We start from the raw sequence: 19,316 nt of genomic DNA, 5'->3' as shown, positions 1-19,316 counted from the left end.
ACAAAATTTATGCGTAGTCAGCCGCCTTTTATGCGTTTTCTGCCATCAGATGCTGATAAAATTCTTCAATTCTGTCATCATACAGATTCAGCTGTTCTAACTTGTCATTTGCCACATCATATTTAATGGATATGATCTTCTCAAATATATCACTTTCGCGTAGAAGCGCCATCGGCATATTCCGGTCGATCAAGGCTTTGCACCGGTCATACAGATGAAGGATGATCTCCATCATGCGAAGCTGTTTTTCCATCGGCACATAGGTATCTTCCTTATGGAATGCGTTCTGCTGCAGGAATCCAAGCCGGATCACACGTGCGATCTCAAGCACCAGCTTCTGGTCATCCGGGAGCACATCACTTCCGATCAGCTTTACGATCTCATTCAGACGATTTTCCATGGTAAGCAGATTTAAGATCTCATTCCGGCACTGTACAAATGTCGGTCCGACATTTGTTTCATACCATGCTGTCAGATCCGGAATATATTCGGAATAACTGGTCAGCCAGTTGATCGCAGGATAATGTCTCGCATAGGCAAGTGATTTATCAAGCGCAAGGAAACAGCGGACAAACCGCTTGGTATTCTGTGTGACCGGTTCCGAAAAATCGCCTCCCTGTGGGGAGACTGCTCCAATGATCGTCACACTTCCATCCGAACCGTTTAGATTTTTCACATATCCGGCACGCTCGTAAAATGCAGAAAGCCTTGATGCTAAATATGCCGGGAAACCTTCCTCTGCCGGCATCTCCTCAAGTCTGCCCGAAAGCTCACGCAGTGCCTCTGCCCAGCGCGATGTGGAATCTGCCATGATCGCCACATGATATCCCATATCACGATAATATTCTGCCAGTGTAATGCCGGTATAAATACTTGCCTCACGTGCTGCTACCGGCATGTTGGAAGTATTTGCGATCAGTGTGGTACGATCCATCAGAAGGTTGCCGGTCTTTGGATCGTTTAACTCACCAAATTCCTCTAAAACGTTGGTCATCTCGTTTCCACGTTCCCCGCAGCCGATATAAATGATAATATCTGCATCACACCATTTTGCAAGCTGATGCTGTGTCATGGTCTTTCCTGTTCCAAATCCTCCCGGCAATGCCGCTGTACCGCCCTTTGCGATAGGAAAAAGTGTATCTAAGATACGCTGTCCCGTCACAAGCGGTCTGTCTGCCGGATACCTGTCTGATACCGGGCGCGGTTTACGGATCGGCCACTCCTGTGTCATGGTAAGTTCTCTTGTACTGCCATCCTCCGTCTGTATCGTAACGATCCCTTCACAGATCGTATATTTTCCATCCGGTTTTACAGTTGTTACCGTCCCGGATACTCCGGGCGGAAGCATCACACGATGTACGATCGACTTTGTCTCCGGTACCTCTGCAATAACAGAACCTTCTTTTACCTGATCACCAGCCTGTACCGTGATGTGCGTCTCCCAGAGTTTCTCTCTGTCCAACGCATCCGCCTGCGCACCTGTCGGGATAAATGCCCCGCTTTTTTCTGCAATCTTCTGCAATGGACGTTCAATACCGTCAAAGATATTATTTAAGATTCCAGGAGCTAATTTTACACTGATGGCACTGCCGGCACCGATAACTTTTTCCCCCGGCTTTAACCCGGAAGTCTCCTCATACACCTGAATCGTCGTTTTCTCTTTCGTCAGCCGGATCACTTCCCCGACTAAATGTTTCTCTCCGACATATACCATCTCATTCATTTTATAACCGAGATTTCCCTGTATCGTGATAACCGGTCCGTTAATCCCATATATCTTTCCTGTTATACCCATGTCTGATCCTCTCACTACTATCCGTTTTCAGGCAGCCTATTGCTGCAAAATATTCCTGCAAATCAGTCTCTGCCCTAAGACAACTCATATCATATCCAGCAGGTTTCCTGTGCGCGTCTCATTCTCTCCGCAAACGATTCATCGATCAGAACGTTCTTTGACGGAATGACAGCCCGTATGCCACCGGAAAATTCATCCTCGGCAATCTCTACCTTACACCCACTCTTTTCCTGCAGCACTGTCTGCCTTTCCCGATCCGAGGAACTGATAAAAATTATCATTTCCTCACCCTGTGCAAATTCTTCTGCCTTCTTAATCTGGGCAAGTAAAAATGTCTCATATCCGTCTGTCTGCCGGTATGATGCGAGCTTCTTTGTTACTATTTCAAATAATTCTCTGGTTTTCTGCTCTCTTCGTGCCTGGTAATCTTTTTTCCAGGTCATCATCTGCTCCGCAGCCTGACGGTTTACTTCTTTTTTCTGTTTTTCTAAGAAAATACGTCTTGAGCTTTCAAGTGCAGCACGGCATGACTGTTCATGTTCTTCCATCGCCGACTGATAAATATTTTTCTGCTCGCCTAATATCGCCGCACTCTGACTGTTTGCAGCACCGATCGCCGCGCCATAAAAAACTTCCAGTTTTTCATTGATCTCCATGCATCCATCCCCCGTTTACAGCTTCAGTCCGATCGCCTGACTAACATAATCCGTAATAAAATTCTTGCTTCTGCCACTTCCGTGCCGGTCCGGGATCTCCACAAACAAAGGCGTTCTCCGGTTTAATTTCAGATCGCTCACCAGTTCCGGAAAATCCCTGCCTAACTTTTCTGTCAGCAATACAATGCCTATATCTGCCTGTCCCGTCACAAAGGTAAGTGCCTCTTCTAATTCTTCTCTCTCATGTACGACCACTCCCTCAACACCGGAAAGCCGCATCCCCGTATATGTGTCTATATTGTCGCTGATCAAATACATCCTCATGGAAATCCGCCATCCTTTCCGTCTCTTTTATCCCAGAATGGAAAATGAGATCAAAAGACCATACAGCGCAATAGATTCTGCCAGTGCAACGAAAATGAGTGCTTTACCCATAATACCGGAATCCTCGCTCAATGCTCCGATTGCTGCGGAAGCTGCACTTGCAACTGCAACACCTGCACCGATACAGGAAAGTCCTGTCGACAGTGCTGCTGCCATATATCTCCAGCCCTCCGCTGCAGAAGCTGCCGTATCCGATGCCGCATAAATATGTCCGCTAAAGAGCAGCATGTCTGCCACCACAACCGTTCCAAAAAACAATACCAGATTTACCGCAAGGGACGCTTTAAAACTTTTCTCTTTCTTTTGTCCAAGATAGCATCCCAAAAAAGGGATCACCATACTGAAAATTAAAATTGCCACCAGTGTTATTTTTGCTGCCATATCTTTTCTCCTCCTATTTTCGTTTTCCGGAAAAAGCCACAAATGGTTTTCCTGTTCCCTGATAAAATCTGCTGAACATCTCATAATATTCAAGCCTTAATACCTGAATCCCTACGACAAGTCCTTCCAGTCCTGTCACGACAATATTTCCAAGTACCACAACGATCCAGTTTGGCGAACCGCTCTCATATCCGGCAAGTGTCAGTACTACGCCCATCATTCCCGCATGGCTTAACGCAAATGCGCCAACACGGACAAAGGATATACTGTTTGTTGCATAACTTAATACCACGTCAAACAATTCCACAAGAGATTCGACAAAAAACATTGCCTTGCTCTCTCCTTCCGGAAACAACTTCTTCTTTCGCTCGATCAGATTCGTAAGCGGTTCCTTCAAAAGAATTGCGATGAGCGGCACCCCGATCAGGACACCAAGAATACCAGTCGCCGGAACCGGTCTGCCCATCACGTACAATACAATACAAAGGACTACACAGCCATAACATATCATTCCTGCAATTCCGCTCGGACTGAATAAAATGCGCCCCAGATCCTTTGCACGCACTGCATTGATGATATTTAAAACCATCGCAACCAGGATCAAAAACATTCCAAAGCCGATCGCCAACATAAGCGTTGTCATGATATTATCCATCGGACGCATCCACACAGGTTTTAGTATTTCCTCAAATCCAAACACGCTGCCATACATAAATCCAAATACGGTAGACCAGATGCCTGCTAACGAAAGGATTGCTCCAAGATTCATATGTTTTATCTTATAAAAAACAAACCCTCCGATCAAAAGACATAGTCCCTGCCCGACATCCCCGAACATAATACCGAACATCAGCGTATAAGTAAGGGCAATAAATATCGTCGGGTCCATTTCCTGATATGCCGGGAGTCCGTACATTTCCACAAACATTTCAAACGGCTTAAACAATGCCGGATTCTTTAATTTTGTCGGTGGACTGACGGACATATGATCTTCCACATCCTCCTCCATCACATGGATCTTTGGATCTTCCACTGTCTCTTTTTCTAATTTCACGGCATCTTCCGCACTCATCCAGCCATATAAAATATAATATTCTGTCTGTTCTCCCGGTTTTCTTCCCGGTGTTGTACAGACCGCAAATTTACGCACATCAAAATTATTACAGTAATGTTCTAATGCAGCACATGCACCTGCAATTTTCCCGGCATGTTTTTCTAACATATCATGAAGCTGTTTTTTCAGCTTCTGCTCTTCCTCATCATATGCCTGTTTTTTCTGCAATGCCTCCTGATAAGCACTTTCCGGTGTTCCATCAAAAGAATCCGGTATATAGATACGCTCAAAATGAAATGACAGGCACACTGCATCTACTTCTTTTGCGTAGACTCTCGGCACAAAATAGCCGCCCCACACATATGCCTCATCGCTGTCACATTCATAAAACAGTACATGATCAGTATCATGGATATAACGTTCGAGTTTCTGATAATGTTCTCTTGCGATCCTTCCAAAACGGAATGCGATAAACTGAAATTCCAGAATTTTTTTAAATTCATAATCAAGTCTTCGAAATGGTGAAATCTGATCCATCAGACTCTGATTCTCCATGCGTTCCTTCCGCACTTCTTCCTGACGTTTTACGATCTCGTCGGTCAGACGGTACGCGGCTTCCACTACTTTCTCTGCTTCTGCAGGTTCCATTTTTACCGGTACGGCATAATCTGCTGTCCCACCCGGCTTATCTTTGATATGCTCCCACAATGCCTGTGCTTTTGTACAGGCATCCTTGTAGATATTCGTCTCGGCAAACGGTCTCACATGACCGGATATGCCAAATCCGGATGTGGCATTTTCAAAATGTATCTCATATCTGCTCAGATACTGCTCCATTACACGGTCGATATCATTTTTCGGTCCGGTAATATGAAGCAGTTTCATTTTCTCTACCACTTGCACCCCTCCATCCTTTACATTGCAAAAATAAGATTCCGTATCTCATACGGCGGTATGTGGTAACGGATTCCCTCAAGTGCCGTCGTCAGGCGATCGATCTCATGCTCTTTCTCATACAGATAACGCAGAACCGGTGCCACAGACATTGGATGCTTTTTACATATTTTCTCATATGTCTTTATCATGACCCGCTCCCACGTCAGTTCATCCTCCGGCTCAAGCACTGCCTGTTTTCCACGAAAATATGCAGTCTGCCGGACAAATTCCACAAATTGCTCTGCCGATTCTGTTTCTAAAAGTCTGTTTGTCTCCGCAGGCTTTAAACGGTAGCTTACCGGTATCCGGTGCTTTTTCATATCCGCCTCTCCCATCGAATAAAACCGCTTTGCCCGGTACATCCACATCAGATTCTGCCAGTCGATCTCTGTTCCGAAAATCTGTTCTAAGATCTGCCTCGTTTCTTTGTCGGAAACCTTTGCGATTTCTTTCCATATTTTCTTATAGTAATAAATATCAAGTGCAAATGCATAATCCGTGTAGTTTTGTCCTGTTTCCGTCTCTAATTCCCTTAACAGAGCTTCATATTCCGTTCCAGCCACCGCCCGTATCAGCTCCTGCACACTGCATGCCGCCATCACTGCTCTTAAATCAAAATCTGCATGCCGTTCAAAAAAACCTCCGCTTAAGGTAAGCTCACGTCCGTTTCCTTCCATCGCAGACTGCAGACAGTTTTTAATCACATTGACCTGATAGCGTGAAAATACAAACTGCAATGCACTTCTTGGCTGCACACCGGAAAACCGATATAACTTGCAGTAATCCATATACAGTGAATCCCTTATCACCGCTTCTGCCTGACCACGGTGTGCCACTTCCCCGTGCCGCTCAAATACCGGTGCATATGCAGGCTGTTCCCGCAAAAAAGCAATAAAATCTGTCACAGATTCATATTCCGAAACTACCGCATAATCATCCGCCTCAAGCAGTCTTGCACGCATTGCTTTGGTCTTTGTCACCAGACCGCTGTACTCTAACAATCCTCCTGCCATTATCTTCCCCCATTTCGCCATGCTATCAGCATTGCTATCAGCATTGCTACCTGCATTTTCTCAAGCTATCACCGCGCATAACATCAGGAGCTTATAATACTTTCAAAAATTTTCTCTGCAAGAGTCTCCTTTTTCTGCAGAAATTCCTCTTCCAACTGTCTCATTTTGGCTTCGTAATGTTCTTTCTGCCCCAAAAGTTTTGTCTTAGACTCCGATAAAAGCTGCTGTTTTATCTCTTCTTCCTGTTTTTGTCTCATGGAAGCATATTGCCTGTCCATCTCTCGTTTATCAAATTCTAACTGTTTTAACATCATTTCTTTTTCCGCAGCTACATCCGTCAGAATAGACTCTGCCTTCTTTTCGATCTCATCAAGCTTCGTAATGATCTCATTCATGAAAAACCCCTGTAACCTTTCTGTTGTCTATTACGTTTCCCAAAAATTACTGATATATTAATTATATTCGTTTCTTAATCTGATAGCAAGGCATTATTTCGGTTGTTTTTTCAGTCAATATAAATGTCAGATGCTTTTTTATAATACAAAAAAGACCAGTCAATGTATCGCTACACCGGCTGATCTTCTTGTATACAATATTTACTTTTTCTCCGCTATGCTTCTGCAGACCTTTGTATTCTGGCTGTAATATCCCTTACCTCAGCCATAATAGCCGCATACATTTCATGCTCTAATCCCACTGGTGACATATGCGGGCACTCCTGTTTCATTCGATATGCCTGTACTAAAAGTCCCCTCTTCATGTCTTCGAGTTCCAAAAGCTGCTCTCTGCTCATAACGCTTCTCCATCTCCTGCTCTTATTCTATACTGCCTTCTCTGATCTGCCGACATACGGCAAATCCTTCGCCATAAGTATAACTATATGCTGTGCACGCACCTATGACATAATAGCATATCTGGTAAATTTTAGAGCATCAACTTGTTCGGCAATTTCACCAAATTTTGGAGATGGTTTTTCCCATTTTGCCTATTTACAAACTATCTTTTATTCATTTGTTACAACGCTATCAGCGTTTGCAGAGCCTCTTTTTTAACAATACAATCTCCGTGTTCACGGATATAGGAAATTTGTCCTATCTCCGAAATTCTGCCCGCATCATACTCGACAGCACCGAATGCAAACGCCCTCATTTCGTCTCTTGGGAACTTCGAAAAATCCATAATCAGATAATATGCACCCTCTAACCGGTAAAGACTGCTCTTTGGAAAAATCTCCTCAAAACATGCCCTTCCCATGCGTGATGCTTCATCTAAATCAAAGAACCGGAGTGCACAGACCATCTGTCTGTTGATCATCTGCTGTTTTTTTGATTTTTTTTCTTCTTTTGATGACTTCTTTTGATTTTCTTTTTCCTGCGTATATTCCTGTTCTTTTGTATCTTTCTTCCGGTCTAAGAACGCATCCAGTACTCCCTGGCGCTCCTCTTTGCTTAATTTTCGGAACTCCTGCATCTTCTCCGGCGTCATCTGACCGACCAGATCAGAGATTGCCTCCATCAGCTGCTGAAAACTCGTATCTGAATCGCCGCCAAATGTGATCGCCATACTGTGATCTGAAAGAAGTTCTGCTTTTACCATCGGTGAAATGTTCTCCAGACTGATGTTCTCGTGTTCTTCCACGATCTTTAAGACAACACGCATAAATTTCTGTGTTGCTTCTCCATTTCCAATGATCTCATCAATATCAAAACCCATATCCCGTATTTCTTCCTCGGTCAGGGCACATCTGATTTTATTTTCTCCTACGCGCTTTATTTCCATGTCGTATTCCCCATTCGTATATCATAAATCTATTACTATTATCCTATTTTTCCGGTTATTTGTAAAGTCTGAATCACTGGAGAATAACAACTCTTTACTGCATCTGCAGTTTTACTTTTACAATACGCACAACCGATTCGTTGATACGTTTCTCCGTGATCGTTCCATCCTTTACCGCCTGAAGAAGTCCGTTATATGCTATTTCATAATCAGAAGGTGCTAAGATCATATCAACACCTGCATTGACTGCCATGACTGCTGCCTGGTCTGCCGTATAACTGCCTGTGACTGCCCCCATATTCATGGCATCTGTGATCACGATCCCCTGATATCCAAGCTGTTCCCTCAACACATTGCTTACCATCATCTGGGACAGTGATGCCGGCGTATTATCTCCAACTACCTGCGGAACTGAGATATGTCCGACCATAACAAATGACACACCGTTTTCAACCGCTCTCTGGAATGGCACAAGTTCGGTCTGCATCAGTTCTTCTAATGATTTATCAAGTGTCACTGCCCCGTCATGGGAGTCGCCCGAAGTGCCGCCATGTCCCGGAAAATGTTTTACTACGCCAAAAACTCCCTGACTGCTTAATCCTTCAAGTTCTTTTGTGACCATATCTGCCACCACAGATGCATCCGAGCCAAAAGATCTTGTCCCAATAACTGTATTGTCCGGATTGGTAAGTACGTCTGCTACTGGTGCATAGTCCACATTAAAACCAAGCTGTTTTAAATATGTTCCGATCGATGCTCCCGCATCATATGCTTTCTGCAGATCACCGGTCGCACCGATATCACTCATGTTCCCAACATCTGTAACACCAAACGCTTCATTCTTTGCAACTCTTACAACTGTTCCGCCTTCTTCATCCACACTTAAAAAGACGGGCAGCCCGGTCCGCTCCATGGCTATATTCTGCATATTGGTAAGCATCTCTGTCGTCTGTTCCGTACTGACAAGATTGTCTGCCATATAGATCAGACCTCCGACCGGCCTGTTTTCATATGCCGCTTTTGTTGTATCGCCGGCTGCCGTCACACTCGCATACCCTGTCAGCGCCTCCGGTGTAATAACAAACATCTGTGCGACTTTGTCTTCCAGTGACATGCCTGACACAAGCTGTGCAGCCTGCTCAACTAACGGATCAACTACAGGTTCTGCTGCTTCACTCTGATCCTGTACGGTCTGTGAATCCTCCATTATCTCCGTACTTTGTGTTTCCGGTTTTTTTTCTGCTTTATCATTCTTTGGTAAAAACTTATGTATGGCAGCTGCTGCCCCTGCAAGCAATGCCGCCAAAATCAACACAAACACAGCTACTACAACTACTGCATGTTTAAAATCGTCCTGTCTTTTCTGTCTTCTTTCTTCCTGATTCATACATTCTCCATTTCCATATATTTCTGTTTATATTGTACGCATATTTTTTATGGTGCCACCCATGCCTCATCTATTCCATCCTGTTTCCACTGGTTCTGTTCCTCAGAATAACCTTCTACAACCAGATACTGATATTTACTGACCGTTTTTAAAGCATCATAAACATAGCGCAGCGGAATATAATTCCGGTTTCCATCCGGGTCTGCCGGATCTGCAAGAAATACTTCATCTGTCTCTTCTTTGTACAGACAGATATTCACATAATGACCACCTGTCTTTTTCCAGTAAGTATTATCATCATGACTGCTGACTAAAACAATGGCACTTTTTGCTGTTTTGATCTGCTCCCGGAATGCCTCATAAGTCTGTGGTTTTATATAAAGCTCCGCATCAAATCCGCATTTACGCATAACCGTTTTCATATCACCCCAGCCGATCGCCCCAATCTTTTTCGTCGGCGTATATCCGGAAGTCTCCCGTGCATATAGAAACATATCCCATGGCGAACAGGTATGATCCGAAAATGTACTGTATATATTTGCCATACAGCACAGTCCACACCCGAAATTACCAAAATAATTGCCTCTTACATACTGATTACTCCATTCGCCGGACCAGGCCCGTCCCTCTCCCCAGGATTTTGGTCCCTGCAAAAAAGAGTAGACATCCGTCTCATTATAATATCCCCTGTTTGCCGCAGCTACCAGAATGTCTTTATTTTTTTTGATCACAGCATACTCTTCGCCGTCCAGTTTTGTAAAAATACCAGCATACAGTTTCACTGCCGGCACATATTCCGGCTGCGTGGCAGAAACGTCTGCAGCATTTTGATCATTTTCTGATGTAAAATCTCCATCCAGACAGTATGCCCCAGCAATCAGTAGAAACATTCCTGCTAACATCGCATAAAATCTGTACTCCTTTCTTTTCTGACGATTCAAATACCCTTCCTCCCAATTCTGATCTGATTTCTGATATTTTTAAATAGTATCTCCCATTTTCATCTCAAACCCGTCTATATTTATGTTACCTTGTAAAGAATCTTTATTCAAGCAAAGATTTTCTTAAATTATTTACTTTACTACTCCTTTTTTTTCCGCTACAATAGAGCAGTATCATTACAGACACTATTATTTTGAAAAGAGGTACACAATTATGGCAAATCCAGTCGTTACGATTGAAATGGAAAATGGCGATATCATGAAAGCGGAACTTTATCCTGAAATCGCTCCGAATACTGTCAATAACTTTATCAGCCTGATCCAGAAAGGTTATTACAACGGACTGATCTTTCACCGCGTGATCAAAGGATTTATGATCCAGGGCGGATGTCCTGACGGAACCGGCATGGGCGGTCCTGGCTATGATATCAAAGGTGAATTTTCCCAGAATGGTTTCAAAAATGATTTAAAACACACCGAAGGTGTTTTATCCATGGCAAGAGCTATGCACCCGGATTCAGCCGGCAGCCAGTTCTTTATCATGCACAAAACATCTCCGCACTTAGACGGAGCTTATGCCGCTTTCGGTAAAATCACTGAAGGAATGGATATCGTAAATAAAATCGCAGAAACCGCAACCGATTACAGTGACAGGCCATTAGAGACACAGCGCATGAAAACTGTTACTGTTGAGACTTTCGGTGTGGATTATCCGGAACCGGAGAAATGCTGATCCAGACTGCAAACCTGTTATCCTGACAAGACAAAAAATCCACAGCGCACACCATATCGTGTGCACTGTGGATTTTTATTATAAATTGTTTGAACCGTCAATTATTTTACCGGAATAAGTTTCTCTTTTCCACCCATATACGGCTGTAATGCCTTCGGTACATTAACACTGCCGTCTTCATTTAAGTTGTTCTCTAAGAATGCGATCAACATTCTAGGTGGTGCAACAACAGTATTGTTTAAAGTGTGTGCAAAATATTTATTTCCGTCGGAACCTTTCACACGGATCTTTAAACGTCTTGCCTGTGCATCTCCTAAATTAGAACAGCTTCCAACTTCAAAGTATTTCTTCTGTCTTGGAGACCATGCCTCAACATCGCAGGATTTTACTTTTAAGTCTGCAAGGTCGCCGGAGCAGCACTCTAAGGTACGAACCGGAATATCAAGGCTGCGGAATAAGTCTACCGTGTTCTGCCATAATTTGTCATACCATGTTTTAGACTCTTCCGGTTTGCAGACAACGATCATCTCCTGTTTCTCGAACTGGTGAATACGGTATACTCCACGCTCCTCAATACCATGTGCACCTTTCTCTTTACGGAAACATGGAGAGTAGGAAGTCAGTGTATACGGTAATTTCTCCTCATCGTTGATCGTGTCGATGAATTTACCGATCATGGAATGCTCAGAAGTACCGATCAGATAGAGATCCTCACCCTCGATCTTGTACATCATTGCATCCATCTCATCAAAACTCATAACACCTGTAACAACGTTGCTTCGGATCATAAATGGCGGGATCACATAGGTAAAGCCACGGTCGATCATAAAATCACGCGCATAAGAGATCACTGCAGAATGAAGGCGTGCGATATCGCCCATCAGATAATAAAAACCATTTCCTGCAACTTTTCCTGCAGCATCAAGATCGATACCATTAAAACGCTCCATGATCTCTGTATGATATGGGATCTCGAAATCCGGTACGACCGGCTCGCCGAATTTTTCGATCTCTACATTGCAGCTGTCATCTTTTCCGATCGGTACAGACGGATCAATGATATTCGGGATCGTCATCATGATCTTTGTTACTTTTTCCTGCAGTTCTTTTTCCTGCTCCTCTAACTCTGCAAGACGTGCTGCATTGGCATTTACCTGTGCCTTTACTGCTTCTGCCTCATCTTTTTTCCCCTGTCCCATTAACTGTCCGATCTGTTTTGACAGTTTATTTCTGCTTGCACGCAGATCATCTGCTTCCTGCTGTACAGCTCTCGCTTTTGCATCAAGCTCAATCACCTCATCTACTAATGGCAGTTTGTGATCCTGAAACTTATTTTTAATATTCTGTTTTACAACTTCCGGATTCTCTCTTAAAAATTTTAAATCGATCATCTTTCTCCTCTTTCTGCGGAACATGCCGCCCGTTTTTGTAGATTTTCATTTTGCCTGACCTAATATCTGTCTGACATTTTCTTAACGATAACACAAAAAGCCTTCCGCCCTGTGTGCCATCCTGCACATGGGACGAAAGGCTCTAAAACTCTTCCGCGTTGCCACCCATCTTGTCACTGCTTTTTCTTTTTAACACAGATGCTCATTTCCAGTATCTGTTTCTCCTGCTGTGACCTCTCAATTCGTATGCTATGGGATACGACCCCGTGACTTTCATCACTGACTCCGGAAGTGGAAAGGCATCTTTTCTGTACCGGTTTCCAGCACCCACCGGCTCTCTGAAACAGTCTTGCTGCCGCAGCTTCCATCACTGCCAAATTCTTTCGTTATTATACACTCATTATTTCCGTAATGCAAGTCTAACATGCTTCCTGCCTGATTTTTTCTTCCAGTTCGATTGCCCGCATCGCCCAGATATGCTTCCCTGCCGTTTTCTCCACTCCACGCATAACAATATCTCTCATCTGCTGTTCATTTTTCAGCAGATCACTTACTTTTACCGGTAGTTGCTCTAAATGTTTCAGGTCATAATACGAGACACCATCTCCCTCTTTTAGTTCTTCGCAGAGGTAGTGACTGGTATCCGAAACACAGACTGCACCGTTTAAAATCGAATTAAACACCCGGTCATGTGCACCATCTTTAAACCATGGCATCACATTAATTGAAATCTTCGCATGTGCAAGCTGCTCTAAACAGGTCAGGGAATCCGTCTGCGGATGTATTCTTATATTCTGCATCGCAGTACAGTCAAGTTCTTCCCAGCCCTTTCCAACAACATCCACGGTGATCCCTGCTTCTGCCAGCGTCTTTATGACCAGGCCACGCCAGTAATTGCGCACATACAGATCAATGAATATCATCTTATGCATCACAAGTCTGAAATCATCCGGTACCACCTTCCCCATCTCACGTTCACAGTGACGCAGTGTCACCTCCTCGATGGTCTGGTCCGTTTTTTCCAGCAGCTCGTCAATGATTCCGCGGTAAAATGCCGCATACTCATCATTGATCCAGTTGATATGCTGTTCAAAAAAAGACGGAGGCGTGTAATTTCCGGTCATGATCACATCAATATTCCGCTGTTCATACGACACATCAAGTGCTCCATCCAGCCCGGTTCCCGCTAACGGAAGAAATCCGGCACTTTTATATCCGGGATAATATTTTAAAAAATATGCTTCCTGTTTTCTGTCAATACTGATGTGGTGATATCCGGATGGCAGATCATGCAGACGGTTATCATAATAGTACGGATGATCTGCCGCAATATTATAACAGGGAATCTTATATTCATCCCAAATATAACCGTTTCTTTCACTGTATACACCCGCTTCTTTTTCCAGTCCCTGAAAATTGAAAGTGATCATCACTGTCTCGCCGGGTTTTATGAATTTTCTCAGCCTTTTGGCACTTCCCTTTTCATCTTTCAGATCGTAGAAAAATACTGCATATCCCATCTTTTCAAACTGCCCCGCCATCTGTTTCGAGAAATACGCAAGCGTTTCCACGCCTCCTTCAAACATCACGATTTTTTTCACACGAATCTCCATTTCCATTATCCAGACGTTTATTCATGGCGCAGCGCGTCAATCGGGTTTAGATTCGCCGCCTTATAAGACGGGAAAACCCCGAATACAATTCCGATCACCATAGAAAACAGTACGGAACCGATCGCCGCCGGAATACTGATTGCAACCGGCATCGTCGTCACATAGGAAATGATCTCTGCTAATATGATACCGACAATTACACCAAGCACACCGCCTAAACTTGTAAGCACCGCTGCTTCGGTCAGAAACTGATTCAAAATCTTTGACTTTCTTGCACCGATTGCCTTCTTTAAACCGATCTCCTGCGTACGCTCTGTCACTGATACCAGCATGATATTCATAACACCGATACCACCAACGATCAGGGAAATTCCAGCGATCCAGATCAGCATCGTATTTGTTGAACTGCTGAGTTCCTGTATCTGCTGTGCCTGCTCTAAAAGATCCTTTGCCTTATACTGGATCGTATCATCTTTCGGTGACAGATAATTGTTTAGCAGATCTGCACATGCTTTTCCGGCAGATGTCATATTATCCGTACTGTCCACACGGATCACAACATTCTGTGGCTCGTCATACTGATATATGATCGGCCAGGTCGTATTCGGGATATAAATAGAACCTGCCGTATCCTGCGCATATGTATAATAATCATCAATGGAATTGATGACCGGCTCAAACACCTTTGCCTTGGTTACGATTCCAATTACCGTATAAGGCTCCTTCTGGATCTCGATCGTATTTCCGACCGGATCTTCTCCCTGAAACAGCGCATTTGCGGAATCCGTATCCAAAATAGCGACTTTTTTATACTTTTTAAAGTCCTCATCCGTAAAAGCACGTCCCTCTTTCATAACATAATTGCAGGTATCAAAATAGCTGTTGTCGATTCCGCGCACATATCCACCGGAAAAAGCCGTATTTAAATGATACACTCCGCTATAATCCTGTCTGCTTAAGTATGCAGATGCATTCTCTACATGATCGAGATCTTTGATGTCACTCATGACCTCATCCGTTACAAGCGGCACTCCCTGCGGCACTCCGTTGTAATCCATCTCGTATTCCCACTCGCCCTGATAAAGAGACACTTCCACTGTATTCTCTCCGGAGCCGATCAGGTTTTCTTTGATCTGTTCATTCGTTCCTTTGATCGTTGATACGATCGCAATGATCGCTGCGATACCTATGATAATTCCAAGCATGGTCAGAAAGGAACGCATCTTGTGGGACCAGATTCCCTGAAAAGATAATCTTATATTCTCAAACATCCTGTTCCTCCTGATTAATATTCAACACTTTCATCCTCTGTTACTGCTGCTCCCTCGACTGCTGTCTTTCCATAAGGGAAGGCGATCCTGTCATCCTCTGTCAGTCCTGATTTGATCTCAACTGCAGTACCATATACTGTTTTTCCGGTTACAACATATTGTTTTTTCAGATGATCACTCTCATCTGCGATCATAACATATGATTTTCCATCTTCCTGTCTCACATATGCCTTATCAAGGTAAATTCCGCCTGTTTCTGACTGATTTGTCTGAATTGCAAGATCCACATATTCTCCATTTTTCAGTGCAGAACTGTCTTCCATATATGCAGTATACTGATAATAAGAAACATTCGGATTTCCTTCTCCCCAGGAATTGCCACTCACAGGATAATCCGATACGCTCGTTACGGTTGCCTCAAATGTCATTCCTGATTCCCATGAATTTGCGGTAACAACCGTTCCCGGTTTGACTTCATCTAACAAAAGTTCGCTGATCGTACCGCTCACGTACAGTCCGTCATCCCCGGTTACCACAAGAAATGCATTCCCATCATCCTGTTTCTGATCCGGATCTCCCACAGATTTCACAACACCATCAAGTTTTGCATAAACCACACCATCATTGATGCTGTCCTGTAACGTTTCCAGCTCCAGTTTTAACTTGCGAAGCTGTATATCCAGTTTTTTTACTTCTGATTCTTTGTCATTGATTGCCTCTGCAAGTTCTTTTTCGGTATATCCTTCCGGCTCTTCCCAGTCATCTTCATCGTTCCAGTTATCTTCATTCTCAAGTTCATCCAGATAATCCTGAAGACTTTTTCCAACTTCTTCTCCTGAAAAAACATACCAGGACCGGCTTTTATCATAGTCCATAGGCATGGTACTTCCATCGACATCTTTTACATTCGGTGAAATACTGTCATCTGCCACAGGCTCATATTTCTGTACTGTAACTTCTTTTGTGTCACCATTCGACTCAGTACTGTCATCCACCACTTCATCTCCTGTTTCCACACTTTCAAACACCATTTTCCCATCGCTGTCTTTTTTGCAGATAATAAACTTTACATATTTTCCATCCGTATAAGTGCCATCTGATTTTTTCTGCGGCCGCAGCGAATTGTAAAAACTTCCATATGCAAAAACATCTTTATTACAATAATAAATGTAAGGATTCTCTGCTGTTCCATCTGCCGTGTCTTTATTATATGGCTCCGAATCTTCCGTCACATAATTATAAATGCGGTTATCCTTCGCATCCTTTTCCGGCAGTGACTCTATGTAGGCTTTCTTCTGCTCTAATTCCTGCAGCTTTTTATTTATGTACGAGGATGCAGTACTGGCAGTAGAAGGCCGTGTCTTATCCACCGGTTTTGTGTTTTTTAATGACTCTAAAGAATGCTGTGCCTTCGCAAGACTGTTTTCTGTTGTACTGATCTCAAGATTTTTCCTCTGGATATCGATCTCTGCCTCCGATGTATCATACTGGATCAGCGGATCTCCCTCTTTCACTGTATCGCCTTTTGAAACATAAACCTCCTGCACTTTGTTGGAATCATCTAAATATACTTCCTGGGAAGAATCATTCGTCACAACACCATAGCTTGTTTCAGAGTTCCCATAATATCCATAGTTTAAACTGGAAACAGACTGTACTTCTGCCACCAGATTCTTCTTCTGATACGACTTATAACCATAAATTCCTCCGGTGACTGCACCAACAGTGACGGCAAGTACGACAATGACTGCGATTACTTTTTTTAATTTCATGATGCATCCTCCTTTTCATCGCCCTCAAAAATCTCCCCGTCAATGATTTTCACCATGCGTTTTGCATTGGATGCGATATGCGGATCATGTGTGATCATAACGATCGTAACACCCTCTTCATTGAGTTTCTGGAACAGTTCCATGATCTGCTCTCCTGACTTGGAATCAAGTGCTCCGGTAGGTTCATCCGCAAGTAAGATCTTTGGATTATTGACCATTGCTCTCGCAATCGCAACCCTCTGTTTTTGTCCACCGGAAAGCTGCGTCGGACGAAAGTCCACCCTGTCACCAAGTCCGACACGTTCCAGTGCTTTGATTGCACGCTCCCTGCGCTCCTTTTTTTTCACGCCGGCATAACTAAGCGGCAGTGATACATTTTCCACCGCAGTCTCTCTCGGCATCAGATGAAAACTCTGAAATACAAACCCGATACTGCGCAGTCTTAAATCTGACAGCTGCTTGTCTTTTAACTTTAAGACGTCCTCTCCTGCCAGCTCATAAGTCCCGCTCGTCGGCTTATCCAGACAGCCTATGATATTCATAAGTGTTGTCTTTCCGGAGCCGGATGGTCCCATGATCGCAACATACTCTCCCTCTTCCACGGTAAGACAGACATCTTTTAATACCGGAACGACCAGCTTATCCTGCTGATAATCCTTGTAAATATTCTGCAGATTCAGTATCATTCCCCTACCTCCATATCATTGGAATCATCATAGGAATCATCAGAATCCTCATAGTCAGAATCATCGTAATCAGAGTCATCATATTCCGCATCATCCGCAGAATCGCCATCGTCAGCTCCATCATAACCTGATCCATCTTCCATATCGCCATTTACATAATTCTGCATGCCATTATCGTTCATCATTTCCGTATCGTACATTCCGTTTTCATACAACATTTCGGTTCCGTAATCAAGCATCTCTGTACCATCCTGATTGTACAACGGAGAAGAATAATCGACCTCGCTCACATCTGTCACCGTAGTTACTCCTTCATAGAGTCCTTCCATCGGCCATGTGATATAATCATCAAGTGAAAGACCGGATAAGATCTCATACTCTGCCAGATCCTCATCATATTCACCAAGTTCTACATATCGTTTTTCCAGACGTTTCTTATCATTTGCAGCCCAGACATAAGCACCGCTGTCATCCTGAACAACATAGTTTGAATACAGCCAGATTCCTTCTTTCTGCTGATCGTCTTGACCTTCGTCAAGTTCAATATATACATGCTGTCCTAACAGCAGTCCCTCTGCAGATGGAAGTTCCACATAAAACGGGTACTTTGTTGCAGAGACACTACTGTCTGAAGATGAATCGTCATCACTTTTCTGCACGTTATCTGTATCAATCTTTGAAATCGTTCCATTCCATGTCTGACTTTCATCCACCCTCGAACGTATGATGACCGCCTGTCCATCTGAGATCATCCATACATTCTGCTCATCGATACTTCCTTTTACACGGTATTCACCTGTCTGAAGAATCGTCATAAACGCAGCATTATTACCATTACTGTCTGTACCGTTCTCGTTGATTTCCTTTACCACGCCGGATTTTTTGCTGACAACAGACGATGCATCGATCTGGGCTTCATATTTTGATATTTCAAGGTTCTTGCTCTCAAGATCAAGTTTATTCTCCTCGATGGAATTTTCCTCCGACTGAATATCTGTCGTCAGTGAAAATTTATCGTCCTCATCTGTCGTTTTATTTAATTCATCGGTCAATGTGGCTATCTTTTTTTTGGAACTGTCAATCTCATTCTGGATTCCCTCGAGTTCAAGTTTTGCCTGTTTCACCTGCATCTCAAGTTCGCTGGTATCATAGGTAACAAGTGTCTGACCCTCTTCTACCTCATCCCCTACTTTTACAAGGATTTCTTTGATGGTACGCGATGAATCTACATTTACCTCATAACTGTCCTGCGATTCCACAACACCATTATACCGGTTGGTATTTCCCGTATATGTATTCATGATCTTAGAAACTTTCTCAACATATACCTTGTCATCCGATTTTCCTGACTGTAAAAACGGAATTTTCTCTGAAACTACATCAATTGCCTGTGTTGTCACATCTATAATATTGTCGCGATAATAATAACCGGTTCCTCCTACTGCTCCAATTACTGCAATGGCTACGACCGGAATAATTATTTTTTTCTTTTCCATAGTTCCTCCTTAAATGTACACTGTCTGC

At 43.5% G+C, this 19,316-nt stretch carries 18 protein-coding genes; 1 reads left to right on the top strand and 17 read right to left on the bottom strand.

What is annotated here, in order from left to right:
- Positions 1-28: 28 nt before the first annotated feature.
- The 11 genes from H8S51_RS05040 to H8S51_RS04990 form a co-directional block, all read right to left on the bottom strand.
- Complete coding sequence (locus H8S51_RS05040) at positions 29-1,795, bottom strand: V-type ATP synthase subunit A (RefSeq protein ID WP_186900260.1); 1,767 nt, start codon at positions 1,793-1,795, stop codon at positions 29-31.
- Between the two features lie 89 nt (positions 1,796-1,884).
- Positions 1,885-2,451, bottom strand: coding sequence for a V-type ATP synthase subunit E (locus tag H8S51_RS05035; RefSeq protein WP_186900261.1), 567 nt, complete (start codon positions 2,449-2,451; stop codon positions 1,885-1,887).
- Positions 2,452-2,466: 15 nt separating this feature from the next.
- Positions 2,467-2,775 carry a V-type ATP synthase subunit F gene (locus tag H8S51_RS05030; RefSeq protein WP_117921512.1) on the bottom strand — a complete coding sequence of 103 codons (309 nt, stop codon included), beginning with the start codon at positions 2,773-2,775 and terminating at the stop codon, positions 2,467-2,469.
- A gap of 27 nt (positions 2,776-2,802) precedes the next feature.
- Positions 2,803-3,216, bottom strand: a complete 414-nt coding sequence (locus H8S51_RS05025) for an ATP synthase subunit C (protein ID WP_186900262.1) — start codon at positions 3,214-3,216, stop codon at positions 2,803-2,805.
- Positions 3,217-3,229: 13 nt separating this feature from the next.
- The gene (locus H8S51_RS05020; protein WP_241070906.1) at positions 3,230-5,167 is read right to left on the bottom strand and encodes a V-type ATP synthase subunit I; all 1,938 of its coding nucleotides are present in this window, start codon (positions 5,165-5,167) and stop codon (positions 3,230-3,232) included.
- Between the two features lie 17 nt (positions 5,168-5,184).
- Positions 5,185-6,219, bottom strand: coding sequence for a V0D/AC39 family V-type ATPase subunit (locus tag H8S51_RS05015; protein WP_186900263.1), 1,035 nt, complete (start codon positions 6,217-6,219; stop codon positions 5,185-5,187).
- A gap of 83 nt (positions 6,220-6,302) precedes the next feature.
- A complete protein-coding gene (locus H8S51_RS05010; RefSeq protein WP_186900264.1) occupies positions 6,303-6,614 on the bottom strand; it encodes a hypothetical protein in 312 nt (103 codons plus the stop codon).
- A 215-nt stretch (positions 6,615-6,829) separates the two neighbouring features.
- A complete protein-coding gene (locus tag H8S51_RS05005; RefSeq protein WP_117921521.1) occupies positions 6,830-7,012 on the bottom strand; it encodes an aminotransferase class-III in 183 nt (60 codons plus the stop codon).
- 221 nt (positions 7,013-7,233) lie between these two features.
- Positions 7,234-7,998: an adaptor protein MecA gene (locus tag H8S51_RS05000; RefSeq protein WP_118210057.1), complete on the bottom strand. Its 765-nt coding sequence runs from the start codon at positions 7,996-7,998 to the stop codon at positions 7,234-7,236.
- Between the two features lie 94 nt (positions 7,999-8,092).
- Complete coding sequence (locus tag H8S51_RS04995; RefSeq protein WP_186900265.1) at positions 8,093-9,385, bottom strand: glycoside hydrolase family 3 protein; 1,293 nt, start codon at positions 9,383-9,385, stop codon at positions 8,093-8,095.
- Between the two features lie 47 nt (positions 9,386-9,432).
- Complete coding sequence (locus tag H8S51_RS04990) at positions 9,433-10,326, bottom strand: C39 family peptidase (protein ID WP_186900266.1); 894 nt, start codon at positions 10,324-10,326, stop codon at positions 9,433-9,435.
- A gap of 214 nt (positions 10,327-10,540) precedes the next feature.
- On the opposite strand from H8S51_RS04990, the gene H8S51_RS04985 reads away from it, so the two are divergent.
- The gene (locus H8S51_RS04985; protein ID WP_117921529.1) at positions 10,541-11,059 is read left to right on the top strand and encodes a peptidylprolyl isomerase; all 519 of its coding nucleotides are present in this window, start codon (positions 10,541-10,543) and stop codon (positions 11,057-11,059) included.
- Between the two features lie 101 nt (positions 11,060-11,160).
- Here the strand turns inward: H8S51_RS04985 and serS are convergent, their stop codons facing one another.
- The 6 genes from serS to H8S51_RS04955 form a co-directional block, all read right to left on the bottom strand.
- A complete protein-coding gene (serS, locus tag H8S51_RS04980) occupies positions 11,161-12,450 on the bottom strand; it encodes a serine--tRNA ligase (protein ID WP_117921531.1) in 1,290 nt (429 codons plus the stop codon).
- A 419-nt stretch (positions 12,451-12,869) separates the two neighbouring features.
- The gene (locus tag H8S51_RS04975; protein ID WP_241070905.1) at positions 12,870-14,051 is read right to left on the bottom strand and encodes a glycosyltransferase; all 1,182 of its coding nucleotides are present in this window, start codon (positions 14,049-14,051) and stop codon (positions 12,870-12,872) included.
- 29 nt (positions 14,052-14,080) lie between these two features.
- Positions 14,081-15,334 (bottom strand): ABC transporter permease, encoded by a 1,254-nt coding sequence (locus H8S51_RS04970; RefSeq protein ID WP_117921535.1) that lies wholly within the window; start codon positions 15,332-15,334, stop codon positions 14,081-14,083.
- Between the two features lie 14 nt (positions 15,335-15,348).
- A complete protein-coding gene (locus tag H8S51_RS04965; RefSeq protein ID WP_186900269.1) occupies positions 15,349-17,106 on the bottom strand; it encodes an efflux RND transporter periplasmic adaptor subunit in 1,758 nt (585 codons plus the stop codon).
- Positions 17,103-17,792: an ABC transporter ATP-binding protein gene (locus H8S51_RS04960; protein WP_006855684.1), complete on the bottom strand. Its 690-nt coding sequence runs from the start codon at positions 17,790-17,792 to the stop codon at positions 17,103-17,105. Before H8S51_RS04960 ends, H8S51_RS04965 begins: the two co-directional genes overlap by 4 nt.
- On the bottom strand, positions 17,789-19,288 hold the full coding sequence (locus H8S51_RS04955; protein ID WP_117921539.1) for an efflux RND transporter periplasmic adaptor subunit: 1,500 nt from the start codon (positions 19,286-19,288) through the stop codon (positions 17,789-17,791). The genes H8S51_RS04960 and H8S51_RS04955 overlap by 4 nt, the downstream gene beginning before the upstream one ends.
- Positions 19,289-19,316 lie beyond the last annotated feature (28 nt).

The sequence above is a fragment of the Roseburia rectibacter genome, from assembly GCF_014287515.2.
GTDB classification, from domain to species: domain Bacteria; phylum Bacillota; class Clostridia; order Lachnospirales; family Lachnospiraceae; genus Roseburia; species Roseburia rectibacter.
Note: the sequence above shows the minus strand (reverse complement) of the source record. Positions and strands in the feature narration are given on the sequence as shown.

Excerpts from the sequence above, each read along its gene's own strand:
- H8S51_RS05040 (WP_186900260.1), bottom strand. The coding sequence starts at position 1,795 with ATGGGTATAACAGGAAAGATATATGGGATTAACGGACCGGTTATCACG.
- H8S51_RS05035 (WP_186900261.1), bottom strand. The coding sequence starts at position 2,451 with ATGGAGATCAATGAAAAACTGGAAGTTTTTTATGGCGCGGCGATCGGT.
- H8S51_RS05030 (WP_117921512.1), bottom strand. The coding sequence starts at position 2,775 with ATGAGGATGTATTTGATCAGCGACAATATAGACACATATACGGGGATG.
- H8S51_RS05025 (WP_186900262.1), bottom strand. The coding sequence starts at position 3,216 with ATGGCAGCAAAAATAACACTGGTGGCAATTTTAATTTTCAGTATGGTG.
- H8S51_RS05015 (WP_186900263.1), bottom strand. The coding sequence starts at position 6,219 with ATGGCAGGAGGATTGTTAGAGTACAGCGGTCTGGTGACAAAGACCAAA.
- H8S51_RS05010 (WP_186900264.1), bottom strand. The coding sequence starts at position 6,614 with ATGAATGAGATCATTACGAAGCTTGATGAGATCGAAAAGAAGGCAGAG.
- H8S51_RS05005 (WP_117921521.1), bottom strand. The coding sequence starts at position 7,012 with ATGAGCAGAGAGCAGCTTTTGGAACTCGAAGACATGAAGAGGGGACTT.
- H8S51_RS05000 (WP_118210057.1), bottom strand. The coding sequence starts at position 7,998 with ATGGAAATAAAGCGCGTAGGAGAAAATAAAATCAGATGTGCCCTGACC.
- H8S51_RS04995 (WP_186900265.1), bottom strand. The coding sequence starts at position 9,385 with ATGAATCAGGAAGAAAGAAGACAGAAAAGACAGGACGATTTTAAACAT.
- H8S51_RS04985 (WP_117921529.1), top strand. The coding sequence starts at position 10,541 with ATGGCAAATCCAGTCGTTACGATTGAAATGGAAAATGGCGATATCATG.
- serS (WP_117921531.1), bottom strand. The coding sequence starts at position 12,450 with ATGATCGATTTAAAATTTTTAAGAGAGAATCCGGAAGTTGTAAAACAG.
- H8S51_RS04970 (WP_117921535.1), bottom strand. The coding sequence starts at position 15,334 with ATGTTTGAGAATATAAGATTATCTTTTCAGGGAATCTGGTCCCACAAG.
- H8S51_RS04965 (WP_186900269.1), bottom strand. The coding sequence starts at position 17,106 with ATGAAATTAAAAAAAGTAATCGCAGTCATTGTCGTACTTGCCGTCACT.
- H8S51_RS04960 (WP_006855684.1), bottom strand. The coding sequence starts at position 17,792 with ATGATACTGAATCTGCAGAATATTTACAAGGATTATCAGCAGGATAAG.
- H8S51_RS04955 (WP_117921539.1), bottom strand. The coding sequence starts at position 19,288 with ATGGAAAAGAAAAAAATAATTATTCCGGTCGTAGCCATTGCAGTAATT.